This window comes from Bradyrhizobium sp. CB1015 (assembly GCF_025200925.1).
Lineage (GTDB): Bacteria > Pseudomonadota > Alphaproteobacteria > Rhizobiales > Xanthobacteraceae > Bradyrhizobium.
This window is the reverse complement of sequence record NZ_CP104174.1, coordinates 8,190,988-8,205,581: the sequence shown is the minus strand read 5'-3', so window position 1 is coordinate 8,205,581 and position 14,594 is coordinate 8,190,988. Positions and strand designations below refer to the sequence as shown.

12 protein-coding genes are annotated in these 14,594 nt (G+C 65.6%); 9 read left to right on the top strand and 3 right to left on the bottom strand.

Going from position 1 to position 14,594, the window contains the following annotated elements; all coding sequences use genetic code 11:
* Positions 1 to 372: 372 nt before the first annotated feature.
* The 8 genes from N2604_RS38470 (at position 373) to N2604_RS38435 (ending at position 9,035) form a co-directional block, all read left to right on the top strand.
* Positions 373 to 1,992, top strand: coding sequence for an ABC transporter substrate-binding protein (locus N2604_RS38470; protein WP_260373108.1), 1,620 nt, complete (start codon positions 373 to 375; stop codon positions 1,990 to 1,992).
* A 234-nt stretch (positions 1,993 to 2,226) separates the two neighbouring features.
* Positions 2,227 to 3,240 (top strand): ABC transporter permease, encoded by a 1,014-nt coding sequence (locus N2604_RS38465; RefSeq protein WP_260373107.1) that lies wholly within the window; start codon positions 2,227 to 2,229, stop codon positions 3,238 to 3,240.
* A gap of 62 nt (positions 3,241 to 3,302) precedes the next feature.
* Positions 3,303 to 4,202, top strand: coding sequence for an ABC transporter permease (locus tag N2604_RS38460; protein ID WP_260373106.1), 900 nt, complete (start codon positions 3,303 to 3,305; stop codon positions 4,200 to 4,202).
* 328 nt (positions 4,203 to 4,530) lie between these two features.
* The gene (locus tag N2604_RS38455; RefSeq protein ID WP_260373105.1) at positions 4,531 to 6,267 is read left to right on the top strand and encodes an ABC transporter ATP-binding protein; all 1,737 of its coding nucleotides are present in this window, start codon (positions 4,531 to 4,533) and stop codon (positions 6,265 to 6,267) included.
* A gap of 76 nt (positions 6,268 to 6,343) precedes the next feature.
* Complete coding sequence (locus N2604_RS38450) at positions 6,344 to 6,523, top strand: DUF4089 domain-containing protein (RefSeq protein WP_260373104.1); 180 nt, start codon at positions 6,344 to 6,346, stop codon at positions 6,521 to 6,523.
* Positions 6,524 to 6,527: 4 nt separating this feature from the next.
* Positions 6,528 to 7,919 (top strand): AtzE family amidohydrolase, encoded by a 1,392-nt coding sequence (locus N2604_RS38445; protein WP_260373103.1) that lies wholly within the window; start codon positions 6,528 to 6,530, stop codon positions 7,917 to 7,919.
* A 1-nt stretch (position 7,920) separates the two neighbouring features.
* Entirely contained in the window at positions 7,921 to 8,316 is a 396-nt protein-coding gene (hpxZ, locus tag N2604_RS38440) for an oxalurate catabolism protein HpxZ (RefSeq protein ID WP_260373102.1), read from the top strand.
* Complete coding sequence (locus N2604_RS38435) at positions 8,313 to 9,035, top strand: GntR family transcriptional regulator (RefSeq protein ID WP_260373101.1); 723 nt, start codon at positions 8,313 to 8,315, stop codon at positions 9,033 to 9,035. Before hpxZ ends, N2604_RS38435 begins: the two co-directional genes overlap by 4 nt.
* A gap of 150 nt (positions 9,036 to 9,185) precedes the next feature.
* On the opposite strand, the gene atzF is transcribed toward N2604_RS38435, so the two are convergent.
* Both atzF and N2604_RS38425 read right to left on the bottom strand, forming a co-directional pair.
* Positions 9,186 to 10,994 (bottom strand): allophanate hydrolase, encoded by a 1,809-nt coding sequence (atzF, locus tag N2604_RS38430; RefSeq protein ID WP_260373100.1) that lies wholly within the window; start codon positions 10,992 to 10,994, stop codon positions 9,186 to 9,188.
* Positions 10,995 to 11,188: 194 nt separating this feature from the next.
* Positions 11,189 to 11,695 (bottom strand): MarR family winged helix-turn-helix transcriptional regulator, encoded by a 507-nt coding sequence (locus tag N2604_RS38425; protein WP_260373099.1) that lies wholly within the window; start codon positions 11,693 to 11,695, stop codon positions 11,189 to 11,191.
* Positions 11,696 to 11,847: 152 nt separating this feature from the next.
* Between N2604_RS38425 and N2604_RS38420 the strand changes: the two genes are divergently transcribed.
* Positions 11,848 to 13,695, top strand: coding sequence for a feruloyl-CoA synthase (locus tag N2604_RS38420; RefSeq protein WP_260373098.1), 1,848 nt, complete (start codon positions 11,848 to 11,850; stop codon positions 13,693 to 13,695).
* Between the two features lie 335 nt (positions 13,696 to 14,030).
* On the opposite strand, the gene N2604_RS38415 is transcribed toward N2604_RS38420, so the two are convergent.
* Positions 14,031 to 14,537 (bottom strand): MarR family winged helix-turn-helix transcriptional regulator, encoded by a 507-nt coding sequence (locus N2604_RS38415; protein ID WP_260373097.1) that lies wholly within the window; start codon positions 14,535 to 14,537, stop codon positions 14,031 to 14,033.
* Positions 14,538 to 14,594: the final 57 nt, after the last annotated feature.

The window sequence follows — 14,594 nt, the reverse complement described above, 5'->3', positions numbered from 1 at the left end:
GCTCCGTCAAAACCGTCATTGCGAGCGAAGCGAAGCAATCCAGATTGTTTCCGTGGAAAGATTCTGGATTGCTTCGTCGCAAGGGCTCCTCGCGATGACGAGCTTGGGGCGCGAGCCCGAATCCTGTCGAGGATGCGGCCCTCTGAACGAGGTGGCGACAAATCGGGCCTCTGACTTCGTCTGCCTATTTTGTATTCAAAATCTCCGCTTTGTATGCAAAGAGCGAGGCTCTTCAGAACTGCCCAGTGAGCCGAATTGGGTTCAATTCCATTATAGATCAATCGTTTAGGTGCGATGTAAGCTTCCGTTAAGCCTTGGCACGAACCTTGCGAATCCGCCTCCAACGAAAAACTTTTGCGTTGGAGCGATTTCATGAAGCGCCGCGATTTTCTCAAATCCGTTTCCGGGTTGGCCGCTGGCGCGGCGCTTCCGGCCATGCCGTCCGTGATCTCCTCGGCCAAGGCCGATGCCCGCGCGGAGACGCTGCTGATCGTCTCGGAAGGCGGCCCCAACAATCTCGATATCCATGGCGTCGGCACCAACGTGCCCGGCTATGAAGTCTCTTGGAATTGCTACGACCGCCTGATCAGCCACGAGATGAAGAGCGGCCCCGGCGGCGTGCCCTATTACGACCGCGACAAGTTCAAGGGCGAGCTCGCCGACGACATGAAGATCGACGACATGTCGGTCACCTTCAAGCTGAAGAAGAACGCCAAATTCCACGACGGCGCACCCGTCACGGCGAAGGACGTCAAATGGTCGCTCGACCGCGCCGTCAGCGTCGGCGGCTTCCCGACCTTCCAGATGAGCGCGGGCTCGCTGACCAAAGCCAAGCAGTTCGTCGTCATCGACGATCACACCGTCCGCGTCGACTTCCTGAAGAAGGACAGGCTGACGATCCCCGATCTCGCGGTCATCGTGCCCTGCATCGTCAATTCCGAGCTCGTGAAGAAGAATGCGAGCGAGAAGGACCCCTGGGGTCTCGAATACACCAAGCAGCAGACCGCCGGCTCCGGCGCCTACAAGGTGACGAAGTGGACCGCGGGCACCGAAGTGATCATGGAGCGCAACGAGGATTGGGTCGGCGGTCCGCTGCCCAAGATCAAGCGCGTGATCTGGCGCATGGTGCCGCAGGCCGGCAACCGCCGTGCGCTGCTCGAGCGCGGCGATGCCGACATCTCCTATGAGCTGCCGTTCAAGGACTTCCAGGAGATGAAGGCGAACGGCAAGCTCAACGTGGTGTCGCTGCCGTTCTCCAACGGCATCCAATATATCGGCATGAACGTCACCAAGCCGCCGTTCGACAATGTGAAGGTGCGGCAGGCCATCGCCTATGCGCTGCCGTATCAGAAGATCATGGACGCGGTGCTGTTCGGCCTCGGCAATCCCATGTTCGGCGCAAAGGACAAGGCGACCGAGGTCGCCTGGCCGCAGCCGCACAAGTACAACACCGACATGGAGAAGGCGAAGGCGCTGCTGACTGAGGCCGGTTACGCCAACGGCTTCGAGACCACGATCTCGTTCGACCTCAACTTCGCCGGCGTCAACGAGCCGCTGTGCGTGCTGGTGCAGGAGAGCCTCGCCCAACTCGGCATCAAGACCACCATCAACAAGGTGCCCGGCGCCAACTGGCGCACCGAACTCAACAAGAAGGAGATGCCGCTCTTCACCAACGTGTTCTCGGGTTGGCTCGATTACCCCGAGTACTTCTTCTACTGGTGCTATCACGGCAACAATTCCGTCTTCAACACCATGAGCTACAAGTCGGCCGCGATGGACAAGTTCATCGACGGTGCGCGCACGGCGGCCGCCACCGGTGATAAGGCCGCTTACGACGCCGACGTGAAAGGCTTCGTCGATCTCGCCTTCGCCGAGGTCCCGCGCATCCCGCTCTACCAGCCCTTCGTCAACGTCGCGATGCAGAAGAACATCAGCGGCTATCAGTACTGGTTCCACCGCAGGCTGGACTATCGCGCGATGGCGAAGGGGTGAGGGGTCATGCTGATCGTCGGCGACGCATCGGCATTGGTTGGACGTTTGAATTGGAGTGAGGCGGGCGCCGCTCTCTCATTCCCTCCCCCCTTGTGGGGGAGGGGCAGGGAGGGGGTAGCCACGAACTCCGACCTCGCTTGGGGCCACCCCCTCCCTAGCCCTCCCCCACAAGGGGGGAGGGAACGCAGCGGAGCGCGCCGCTGGCTGCGCGCGAAACAGGCGCAGGAGCACCCCATGCTGACCATGATCGGCAAGCGGTTGATGTTCGCGATCCCTTCGCTGATCGGCGTCGTCATCGTCACCTTCCTGCTGACGCGCGCGCTGCCGGGCGATCCCGCGGCCTACTTTGCCGGCCCCGCCGCGACCAAGGAAGCCGTGGAGCAGATCCGCAAAAAGCTCGGCTTCGACAAGCCGCTGATCGAGCAGTTCTTCCGCTATGCCAACGATCTCGCGCACGGCGATTTCGGCAACTCGCTGACGACCGGCCAGCCGGTCGCCACCGAGATCCGCAACCGCCTGCCGGCTTCGGCCGAGCTGACGCTGCTCGGCCTGTTCGTGTCCATTGCAATCGCCATTCCGCTCGGCGTGCTGGCGGCGACGCGGCCGGGATCGTGGATCGACCATCTCTGCCGGGTCACGACCACCGCCGGCGTGTCGCTGCCGGTGTTCTTCACCGGCCTCGTGCTGGTCTATGTCTTCTACTTCCGGCTCGGCTGGTCGCCGGCGCCGCTCGGCCGCCTCGACGTGTTCTACAGCGCGCCGCCGACGGTGACCGGCTTCTATCTGATCGACACTTTGATCGCGCGCGATGTCGAGGCGTTTCGTTCAGCGTTGAGCCAGCTCATTCTTCCCGCAACGACGCTCGCGATCTTCTCGCTGGCGCCGATCGCGCGCATGACGCGCGCCTCGATGTTGGCGGTGCTCGCATCCGAATTCGTCCGCACCGCGCGCGCCAGCGGCCTGTCGCCGGCAACCGTGATCGTCACCTACGCGTTCCGCAACGCGATGCTGCCGGTCATCACCACGCTCAGCATGGTGTTCTCATTCCTGTTGGGCGCCAACGTGCTGGTGGAGAAGGTGTTCGCCTGGCCCGGCATCGGCTCCTACGCGGTGGAAGCGCTGATCTCCTCGGACTTCGCGCCGGTGCAGGGTTTCGTGCTGACCATGGCGGTGATGTACGTGCTGCTCAATCTGATCATCGACATTCTCTATGGCGTGATCGACCCGCGCGTGCGGTTGGAGGGCTAGCGCATGATCCGGAAAAGTGGAGACCGGTTTTCCGATCAGATCATGCGCAAAAGGAGAGATACATGAGCTCCGTTGCGCCTGCTGTTGAACCTGTCGGTCCCGCCCGCACGTCAGGCCTCGTCGCGATCCTCGAACAGACCCGTTACGTCCTCAGCGAGAACAAGGTCACGGGCTTCGCCTTCGCGCTGCTCCTGATCATCGTGTTCGCCGCGCTGTTCGGTCCCTATGTCGTCCCCTACGATCCGCTCGCTTCCGACACCGCCGCTGCACTGAAGCCGCCGTCGGCGGCGCACTGGTTCGGCACCGACCAGCTGGGGCGCGACATCTTCAGCCGCGTCATCGTCGCCACGCGTCTCGACTTCTTCATCGCGATCGCGTCGGTTGCTCTGGTGTTCCTGATGGGCGGCCTTGCCGGCATCGCGGCCGGCTATTTCGGCGGCTGGACCGACCGCGTCGTCGGCCGCATCGCCGACACCATCATGGCCTTTCCGCTGTTCGTGCTGGCGATGGGCATTGTCGCCGCGCTCGGCAACACCGTGCAGAACATCATCCTGGCCACCGCGATCGTCAACTTCCCGCTCTATGCCCGCGTCGCGCGCGCCGAAGCCAATGTCCGCCGCAATGCCGGCTTCGTGCAGGCCGCGCGTCTCTCAGGGAACGGCGAGTTCCGCATCCTGCTGGTGCACATCCTGCCGAACATCATGCCGATCATGATCGTGCAGATGTCGCTGACCATGGGCTACGCCATCCTCAACGCCGCTGGCCTCTCCTTCATCGGCCTCGGCGTCCGTCCCCCCACGGCCGAATGGGGCATCATGGTCGCCGAAGGTGCCGGCTTCATGGTCTCGGGCGAATGGTGGATCGCGCTCTTCCCCGGCCTTGCCCTGATGATCGCCGTGTTCTGCTTCAACCTCCTCGGCGACGGCCTGCGCGACATCGTCGATCCCCAGCGGAGGACGTGATGGTTGGTCTTCAGTCGGCGGCGAGCGAAGCGAGACTGACAGGTGAGGAGGGCACTGTCCTTTCGCTCCCTCCCCCCTTGTGGGGGAGGGTTGGGGAGGGGGGTAGCCCAGGAAAAGGTGTCTGTGGGATGGACGTTGCGCCGCTCGCATGCGGAGAGTGTCCCCGTGTGGCACCCCCCTCCCTGCCCCTCGGCCACAAGGGGGGAGGGAATGAGAGAGCGGCGCCCGCCTCACGCACAAAGAGCCGTCAAAAATTCTCCAGTGATTTCAGTCGCCATTCTACTGTGCATGGGGTTGTTTTCGAGTGTTTGAGTGACGGGAGCCGCCCATGACCGCCCAGCCGCTGCTCGACGTCCAGGACCTCACGGTCGAATTCACCACCCGCCGCGGCATCGTCAAGGCGGTGCAGCACGTCAACATCTCCGTGGCCAAGGGCGAGACGCTCGCCATCGTCGGCGAGTCCGGCTCCGGCAAGTCGGTGACCTCCTACGCGGTGATGCGCATCCTCGACCGCGCCGGCAAGATCGCCGAGGGCTCGGTGATGTTCTCCGGCATCGACGTCAAGGCGGCGACCGAAGACCAGATGCGCGATCTGCGCGGCCGCGAAGTCTCGATGATCTTCCAGAATCCGCGCGCCGCGCTGAACCCGATCCGGAAAGTGGGCGACCAGATCGAGGACGTGCTGCGCACCCATGTGCAGCAGGCCCAGGTCGCCGATCACGGCGAGAAGGCCATCGAGGCGCTGGAGCAGGTCAGGATCGCCCGCCCGCGCGAGCGCTATCACGCCTATCCGTTCGAGCTCTCAGGCGGCATGTGCCAGCGCGTCGTCATCGCCCTCGCGCTCGCCTGCAATCCGCAGCTCCTGATCGCGGACGAGCCGACGACCGGATTGGATGTCACCACGCAGAAGGCGGTGATGGACCTGATCGTCGAGCTGACCAAGCGCCGCGCGATGTCGACCATCCTGATCACGCACGATCTCGGCCTCGCCGCCGCCTATTGCGACCGCGTCGTCGTGATGGAGAAGGGCCGCGTCGTCGAGACCGCCACGGCCGCCGACATCTTCGCGAACCCGCAGCACCCCTATACGAAAAAGCTGATGCGCGCGACGCCGCGGCTCGGTGTGAGCTTGCGGGATCTGCTGCCGGAAGACGAGGGCGCAACTTCATCTGCATCCGTTGTCGCTGCGCCTGACCGGCACGCTTCTCAAAGCGAAGGGAAGAGCGACCAGCTTCTCCTCCGCGTCGATAAACTCGTGAAAGAGTATCCCCGCCAGGGCGCGACCGCCGTGCTCGGCAAACTGTTCCGGCGCAAGCCGCCGGTCGAGCCCGACGCGTTCCGCGCCGTCGACGGCATCAGCTTTGCGATCGGCCATGGCGAGAGCGTCGGCCTCGTCGGCGAGTCCGGCTGCGGCAAGTCGACCACGTCGATGATGGTGATGCGTCTCCTCGACCAGACCTCCGGCCTGATCCAGTTCGACGGCGAGGACATCTCGGGCATCGCGCCTGCCGCCTTCGCCCGGTTGCCGCAGCGCAGCCGCATCCAGATGGTGTTCCAGGACCCCACCGACAGCCTCAATCCGCGCTTCACCGCCGCCCGCGCCATCGCCGACCCGATCATGCAGCTTGGCGACATCCGGGGACGCGATGCGCTGCGCGCCCGCTGCGAGGAACTGGCCACCATGGTCGGCCTGCCCCACAATCTGCTCGACCGTTTCCCGCACCAATTGTCGGGCGGCCAGAAGGCCCGTGTCGGCATCGCCCGGGCGATCGCCCTTCATCCCAAGCTCGTCATCCTGGACGAGCCGACCGCGGCGCTGGACGTCTCCGTGCAGGCCGTCGTCCTCAATCTGCTGCAGGACCTCAAGGCGCGGCTAGGTATGAGCTATCTGTTCGTCTCGCATGATTTGAATGTGGTGCGCTTGTTGTGCGATCGTGTCATTGTGATGCGGACCGGACGGATCGTCGAGGAGGGCTCTTCCGAGCAGGTGCTCAGCGATCCCAAGGACGACTACACCAAGGAGCTGCTGACGGCGATCCCGCATCCGCCGTTGCCAGTGCACTAGAGCATGATCCGGAAAAGTGCGAAGCGGTTTTCCGAAAAGATCATGCTCACAACTTAGAGATCAGCTTGAGAGCGTGATGGCCGAACCCCTGGACGAGTATATCGACGCCGTATCGAAGGCGCTGGCGTTGCCGATCGAGGAGGCCTGGAGGCCTGCCGTGCGCGCCAACCTCGACGTCTCGCTGCGGCTTGGCCGTCTGGTCGACGAATTCGCGCTGCCGGACGAGACCGAGCCGGCACCGATCTTCACGGCCTGACACCATGTCCGCAAAGCCAGAGACGGCCTCCGAGATCGCAAGTGCGGTTGCGGGCGGCAAGATGTCCGCGCTCGCTGCCACCGAAGCTGCGCTCGCGCGCATCGAGCAGCACGACCGCATCCTCAATTCCTTCACCGACGTCACCGCCGAGCGCGCCCGCGCGAAAGCGCGCGCAATCGATGCCGACATCGCTGCGGGCAAGAAAGTCGGTCCGCTCGCCGGCGTCCCCTTCGCCGTCAAGAACCTGTTCGATGTTGCTGGCCTGCCGACGCGCGCCGGCTCGAAGATCAACCGGGACCTCGCGCCCGCCAGGCGCGATGCGACGTTGATCGAGCGGATGGAGGCCGCGGGCGCCGTTCTCGTCGGCGCGCTCAATATGGGCGAATACGCCTACGATTTTACGGGCGAGAACATCCATGACGGCCCCTCGCGCAATCCGCACGACACCACGCGAATGAGCGGAGGCTCGTCGGGTGGCTCGGGCAGCGCCGTCGGCGGCGCGCTGGTGCCGATCGCGCTCGGCTCCGACACCAACGGCTCGATCCGCGTGCCGTCGTCGTTCTGCGGCATCTTCGGCTTGAAGCCCACCTACGGACGGCTGTCGCGCGCGCGCTCCTTCCCGTTCGTGGCGAGCCTCGATCATCTCGGCCCGTTCGCGCGCTCCGTCGCCGATCTCGCACTCGCCTATGACGCGATGCAGGGACCGGACGCGGACGACGGCGCCTGCACCACACGTGGGTTGGAGCCCGTCACGCCGCTGCTCGCTGAGCCCATTTCCGGTCTGCGCGTTGCGGTTGCCGGCGGGCACTTCCAGAAGAACGTGTTTCCGGAAGCGGTCGAAGCCGTCAGTCGCGTCGCCAAGGCGCTGGGCGCAACGCAAGTGGTGGATGTTCCCGAAGCATCGCGCGCCCGCGCCGCCGCCTATGTCATCACCACCACCGAAGGCGCTTCGCTCCATCTCGATCGCCTGCGCAAGCGCCCGAACGACTTTGACCCGGCCGTGCGCGACCGACTGATCGCAGGCGCCATGGTCCCGGCGGCGCTGGTCGATCGCGCCCAGAAATTCCGCCGCTGGTATCGCGCGCAGCTTGCCGAGATCTTCAAATCGGTCGACGTGCTGCTGGCACCGGCGACGCCCTGCACCGCGCCGAAGCTCGGACAGGTCAATTTCAATCTCGACGGCGTCGAGCTGCCGGTGCGCGCCAATATCGGCATCCACACCCAGCCGATCTCCTTCATCGGCCTGCCGGTGGTCGCGGTGCCGGTACCGCTCGAGCCGCTGCCGATCGGCGTGCAGATCATCTGTGCGCCCTGGCGCGAGGACATCGCGCTGCGCGTCGCGCACGCATTGGAAAAGATGGGCGTCGTCGCTGCGCCCGCGCCGAGAGGGTTTTGAGATGCAGATCGATCTCCCCGACGTGATCGCGGAAGTGAAGGCCGCGTTCGAGCGCTATGAGCAGGCCCTCGTCAGCAACGACGTCGCCGTGCTCGGCGAGCTGTTCCGCAACGACCCCCGCACCTTGCGCTACGGCATCGGCGAGAACCTCTATGGCTACGAGGCAATCTCCGGTTTCCGCGCCGGCCGTTCGCCGGTCGGGCTGAACCGCCGCACCGCCAAAACCGTGATCACCAGCTACGGTCGCGACACGGCCGTGGCGTCCACCTTGTTCTATCGCGATACGGCTCCCGGCAAGGTCGGCCGGCAGATGCAGACGTGGATACGTTTCCCGGAGGGCTGGCGCGTCGTCGCCGCTCATGTCAGCATCATCGACGAGCCGAAAGAGACCGTATGACGCTTGATGATCTTCCGCAGGGCACATTGCCGGCCGAGCCGGTGGTGCCGCGCGTCGACCGTGCATCGCCCTCGCTGCTGAAGGTCACGCGCGCCGAGGAGCTGCGGCTGCAGCTTGCCGACGAGATCGTGCGGGGAACGCTGGCGCCGGGCTCGCCGCTGGACGAGACCGACATCGCGCGGCGCTTCAACGTCTCGCGCACGCCGGTGCGCGAGGCGCTGCGCCAGCTGGTGGCGAGCGGTCTCGTCGAGGCGCGGCCGCATCGCGGCGCGGTGGTGGCGCGGCCATCCGTCGAGCGGCTGAAAGGCATGTTCGAGGCGATGGCGGAGCTCGAGGCCTTGTGCGCGGGCCTTGCCGCCGAACGCATGTCGGCGGCCGAGCGTCACGGCCTGGAGGCCATCCACGAGGAGCTGCGGGTGCTGAGCTATACCGGCAATCCCGAGCGCTTCCACGAGGTCAACGAGCGGTTCCACAACGCGATCTATGCCGGTTCGCAGAACGGCTATATCGCCGAGATCACGCTCGCGACCCGCGTCCGCGTGCAGCCGTTCCGCCGCGCCCAGTTCCGCAACCTCGGCCGCCTCGCCAAGTCGCAAGCCGAGCACGACCGCGTCGTCGTCGCTATCATGCGCGGCGACAAGCAGGGCGCCGCCGCCGCCATGCGCGCGCATATCGAGCTGGTGCGCGGGGAATACGAGATCTACGCGGTGTCGGTGTAGGGCGGTCTCGTGTCCCGGACGCGGTGCAGCGCTTCTTCAGCGCTGCTCCGCAGAGCCGGGACCCATCTACCCATTTCACGTGCTGCTTCATGGGTCCCGGTTCGGCAGCGCATCACTATGTGCTGCGCTGCGCCCGGGACACGAGACCACTTACCGCGTCGCAGCTTCCTTCATATACGCGCGCCAGCCGCCAAAGTCGGTGATATCCCGCGCATTGCCCAGCGCTTCCGGCTCAACCAAAAACCCCTTCACGCTGCGCCCGTCGGCAAGCCTGATCGTGCCGATCGCCATCGGTGCGGGTATCGCGTTGACGAACTTGCCGAACGCAGCCGCCGACAGCGACCAGATCTCCAGCTCGATCGCAGCGCCTGTGCCGGCCGCGACGCGCAGCAGGCCCGGCTTCGGCGGCGTGGTCGGTAGCGCGTACAGCTTGTAATCGGGCGCGGTCTTCGTCGCCTCGATCAGCTTTCCATACAGCGCGGTCAATTCACCGTTCAGCGCCATGCCAGTGAGATGCGCGCCGACCACCGCAATCGGGATTTCATCGCAACTGCTTGCGGGCAGCGCCGCGGGCGGGGCCTGCGCCACCCCCTTCGCGCCGAGCGTCAGCTTCGTATCGGCATGGAACACCCGGCCGATGCTCGCGAGCAGCGCGTCGCGCCCTGCGGGCGCCAGCAGCGTGATGCCGAATGGAATGCCATCGCTGCGCATCGAAGCCGGCACGGCGAGGCCGCAGAGGTCGAGCAGGTTCACGAAATTGGTGTAGGTGCCGAGCCGGCTGTTGAGCTCGATCGGATTGGCCAGCACCTGTGCGGTCGTATAGGCCGTCGGCGCCGTCGGCAGCACCAGCGCGTCGATGTCGGCGAATGTTCGCTCGGCGATCTTGCGCAGGCCCTGCAGGCGATAGAGCGCCGAAAACGTTTCCGCCGCCGTGAGCCGCGCGCCTGCCGCAGTGATCTCCCGCGTGACGGGGTGGATCGCATCAGGCGCGGACGCCAGCAGGTTCTTGATCACGAGGTAACGCTCGGCGACCCAGGGACCCTCATAGAGCAGCCGCGCCGTCTCATAGAACGGCTCGAGGTCGAACTCGACCGGCGTTGCCCCAAGCGCGGTCCATCGCCTCAGCGCATCGCCGTAGGCGGCTTCCGCTTTCCTGTCGCCGAAAAAGATCAGCTGGCCGTTGCGCGGCACGCCCAGGCGCAGCTTTGCCGGCATCGGCGTGATCGCGCCGAGCGGCCGGTCGCGCGAGAAGGGATCGGCCTGGTCGGGCCCTGCCATCACCGACAGCGCGAGCGCGGCATCGTCCACCGTGAGTGCGAACACCGAGATGCAGTCGAGCGTACGGCAGGCCGGCACCAGGCCTGCGGTCGAGATCATGCCGAGGCTCGGCTTCAGCCCGACGATATTGTTGAGCATCGCCGGCACGCGGCCCGAGCCGGCCGTGTCGGTGCCGAGCGACAGCGGCACCAGCCCGGCGCCGACCGCGGTGGCCGAGCCCGAGCTCGAGCCGCCGGGAATGAGATCCTCGCGGATCGAATTCCTGGGAATGCCGTAGGGCGAACGGACGCCGACGAGGCCGGTCGCGAACTGGTCGAGATTGGTCTTGCCGATGATGATCGCCCCGGCAGCGCGCAGGCGCTCGACGGCGGTCGAGTCGTGTGTGGGCGTGTAGGAGAAAGCCGGGCAGGCCGCGGTTGTGGGAAAGCCAAGCGCGTCGATATTGTCCTTCACCGCAACCGGCACGCCGTATAGCGGCAGGCTGGCCGCATCCGCCCGGGCCGCGAGCTTGTCGGCCTCCGCGATCGCGTCCTTCTCGTCGCGCAGGCTGATGAACACGGCGGGATCGTTGTGATCGCGGATGCGCCGATAGGTCCGCGCGACCGTCTCTGCCGGCGAAAGCCGGCCCGCGCGGTGCGCGGCCACAATCGCGGCGATCGTTTCAGGCTGCTCGGCCCCCATGGCGGCAATACTCCGGCAATTCGTCTTCGCCCGGAGTGAAGCAAGCGATGTGCCATTGTGTACAGATTCCGGGCAGGATGACCGTGCCGGATCTTATCGTGGGATCAGTGGCTTGGAGGATATTTCGGCCGGCGCGCGGCCGGCCGCATCGGCGACCTCTCGCGTGCATCTGCCCAAATCATGGGCAGCCGAGATCAGGTGAAGCCGGAGAGGATTCGGAGCAGCTCCGCCCGGTTCTCCTTGCCGATCTTCGCCTCGACGTGCCGCTCGTGCTCGGCCGCGAGCCGCTTGAACTTTTCGAGCGCCGTCTCGCCCTGCGCGGTGAGGTGCAGGGCATGCGAGCGCCGGTCCTGCTTCGACTTGATCCGCTTCACCAGCTTGCGCTGTTCGAGGCTGTCGAGCAGGTGCACCAGCCGGGCGCGCTCGATGCCGAGGCGTTTTGCCACCGCCATCTGCGACAGGCCCGGATTGGCGCCGATCACGGTCAGCACCGAATATTGCGTCGGCCTGATGTCGACCTCGCCGAGCGTCTTGATGAAGTCCTGAAAGATCCAGATCTGGAAGCGCCGCACCGCATAGCCGGCGTGGCCGACCAATGCGTCGAGACCGACATCATCGGCGACATCGCTGCGTGCTGCGCCGTTGCCGGCGCGCTTGCGTGGGGATTGGCGGGTGTCGGCCCGGGCTGCGGTGGGTGGCACGTCGGCGTCTCCTGTCGTGCAATCCTAGCGCCCCCGGCTCCGAAGCGAAAGATTGTTGTTGACGACAACAATTGGCGTGCCAAACATTATGGCCAAAGCGGCCCGGAACGAGGCTGCGGCCAATCCTGCATCCGGGATGGAGGAGGAAACACATGACAGTCGCCTCACATGGTGACGTTGCGGGCCTGTTCGCAACGCCAAGGACCGTCGCAGAGCGTCGGCCCGACGGCAGCATCGTTCTGCGCTCGCCCGAGCCTCTCGGCGAGAGTGCGCGCTGCACCGGCGATTGGCTGGAGCGATGGGCGCAGCAAAGGCCGGATGCGATCTTCCTCGCCGAGCGCGGCAATGTCGAAATGCCCTGGACCACCGTCACCTATGCACAGGCGCTGCGGAAGGTGCGCGCCGCCGCGTCCTGGATCCTGGCGCAAAATCTCAGCGCGGAGCGCCCGCTCGCGATCCTCTCCGACAACAGCATCGATCATGCGCTGCTCGCGCTTGCCGCCCAGCATGTCGGCGTGCCCTCGGCGGCGATCTCGCCGGCCTATTCGCTGATGTCGAAGGATTTCGACAAGCTCAAGAGCATGATTGCGCTGCTCGATCCGGGCGCGATCTACGTCTCTGCGCTCCAGCCGTTCGCACCAGCGCTGGCCGCCATCAAGCCGCTGCACAGCGCGCAGATCATCAGCGGCAATGCCGATGACGCCGACGCGCTCGCGTTTCGCACCGTTGCGGCAACGCCCGAGACGCCCGAGGTCGCAAAAGCCTTCGCCGCGGTGACGCCGGACACGATCGCAAAATTCCTGTTCACCTCGGGCTCGACCGGCACGCCGAAAGCCGTCATCAACACCCAGCGCATGCTGACGTCGAGCCAGCAGGCCAAGGCGCAGACCTGGACCTTCCTCGAACAGAGCCGCGATCTCGTCATTCTCGATTGGCTGCCCTGGAGCCACACCTTCGGCGCCAACCACAATTTCAACCTCGTGCTGCGCAACGGCGGCGCGCTCTACATCGACGGCGGCAAACCCGCGCCCGGCCTGTTCGCGACCTCGCTCGCCAACCTCAGAAGCGTGATGCCGACGGTCTATTTCAACGTGCCGCGCGGCTTCGACATGCTGATCGCGGCACTGCGCAGCGACGAGGAATTGCGCCGCCGCTTCTTCGGCGAGGTGAAATTCGCCTTCTACGCCGGCGCCGCGCTGCCGCAGAATCTGTGGGATGCGCTCGCAGAGCTCTCGCTCGAGACTGTCGGCCGCGCGCTGCCGATGGTCTCGGCCTGGGGCTCGACGGAAACCTCACCGCTCGCCACCGACTGTCATTTCCTCGCCGAGCGCTCCGGCAACATCGGCGTACCCATTCCCGGCACCGAGCTGAAGCTCGTCACCTCCGGCGACAAGCTGGAGGTGCGGGTGCGCGGCCCCAACGTCACGCCCGGCTATTGGAAGGCACCGGAGCTGACGAAGCAGGCGTTCGACGAGGAGGGCTTCTACCTGATCGGCGATGCGGTGAAGCTTGCCGATAGCGCGCGCCCCGAGCGCGGCCTGTTCTTCGACGGCCGCGTCGCCGAGGACTTCAAGCTCAATTCCGGCACCTGGGTCAGCGTCGGCGGCTTGCGCGTTGCCGGCATCGCCGCGCTGGCGCCGTTGGCGCAGGACATCGTCGTCGCCGGTCACGGCGGTGACGAGGTGCGCTTCCTGGTGTTCCCGAATCTTGCGGCTTGCCGCGCCCATGCCGGTCTGCCCGAGACCGTGGGCGCGAGCGAGGTGCTCGCGCATGACAAGATCAGAACGGCAATCGCAGAGGGGCTGGCGAAGCTGAAACAGCAGAGCGCCAACTCCTCCGGCCACGCCACCCGCGCGCTGCTGCTCGCCGAGCCGCCCTCGGTCGACGGCGGCGAGATCACCGACAAGGGCTACATCAACCAGCGCGCGGTGCTGGCGCGGCGTGCAGAGGCGGTAGCGCGGCTGAACGATGATGCGTCGGGGGAGTGGATCGGGTTGTAAAGGCCAAGTTAGCGACGCCACATTCCGCTGTCATTCCGGGGCGCGCCTCTTGGCGCGAGCCCGAAATCCATTTCACCGCAGGGTGGTGCACGATGGATTCCGGGTTCGCGCTACGCGCGCCCCGGAATGACGGGCGGGAACCCTGCCGCATTATCCTGCCGATTCTTTTGTTGCCTTAGCAACTAATTTGTGCGAACCGTTCCGGACTGAGATGACGGCGGGCGAACCGCTGCGTTCTTTTTCTGGAGGAAGCAATGCACGGCAGAAGGGGTGCCGTCGGCAAATGCCGGCGCATGACCGGGAATGACGGGAGACTGCGCGCCGCGCGCGACCCGTCAGCTTTCGGTGCCGCCGGTCACCGCGCCGAGATTTTCATGCAGCCGGCGCAAGAGATCGATCAGCACCTCGCGCTCGTCCTTGCTGAGGCAGGACAACAGCCGCCGCTCGCGTTCGAACGCAGCGACGATCACCTTGTCGTGGGTGGCGCGGCCCTTCGCCGTCAACGAGATCGAGTGGGTGCGGCCGTCATTCGGGTCGGTGCGGATCGACACCAGCCCACGCTTTTCCAGCCCAGCCAGGGTCCGGCTCACCGGCCCTTTGTCGAAGCCAATGACGTGGCAGATGCGCGAGGCCGGAATGCCGGGTTCGATCGCCAGCAGCGACATGATCCGCCATTCGGTGACGTTGACACCGAACTCGCGCTGATAGAACGCGGTCGCGCTGTTCGAAAGCTTGTTGGCGATGAAAGTGATGAACGCCGGGACGTACCGGTCGAGATCGAGCGTCGGTCCCGCATCATTGGGCGCGGGCTTCTGGCGGGCTCTGGTCGAGGACGGCGGCATATCGGGCTTCTGATTCGCGGCGGGCCCAAAGACCTAAGGGCATGCGCCGCCCTTTCA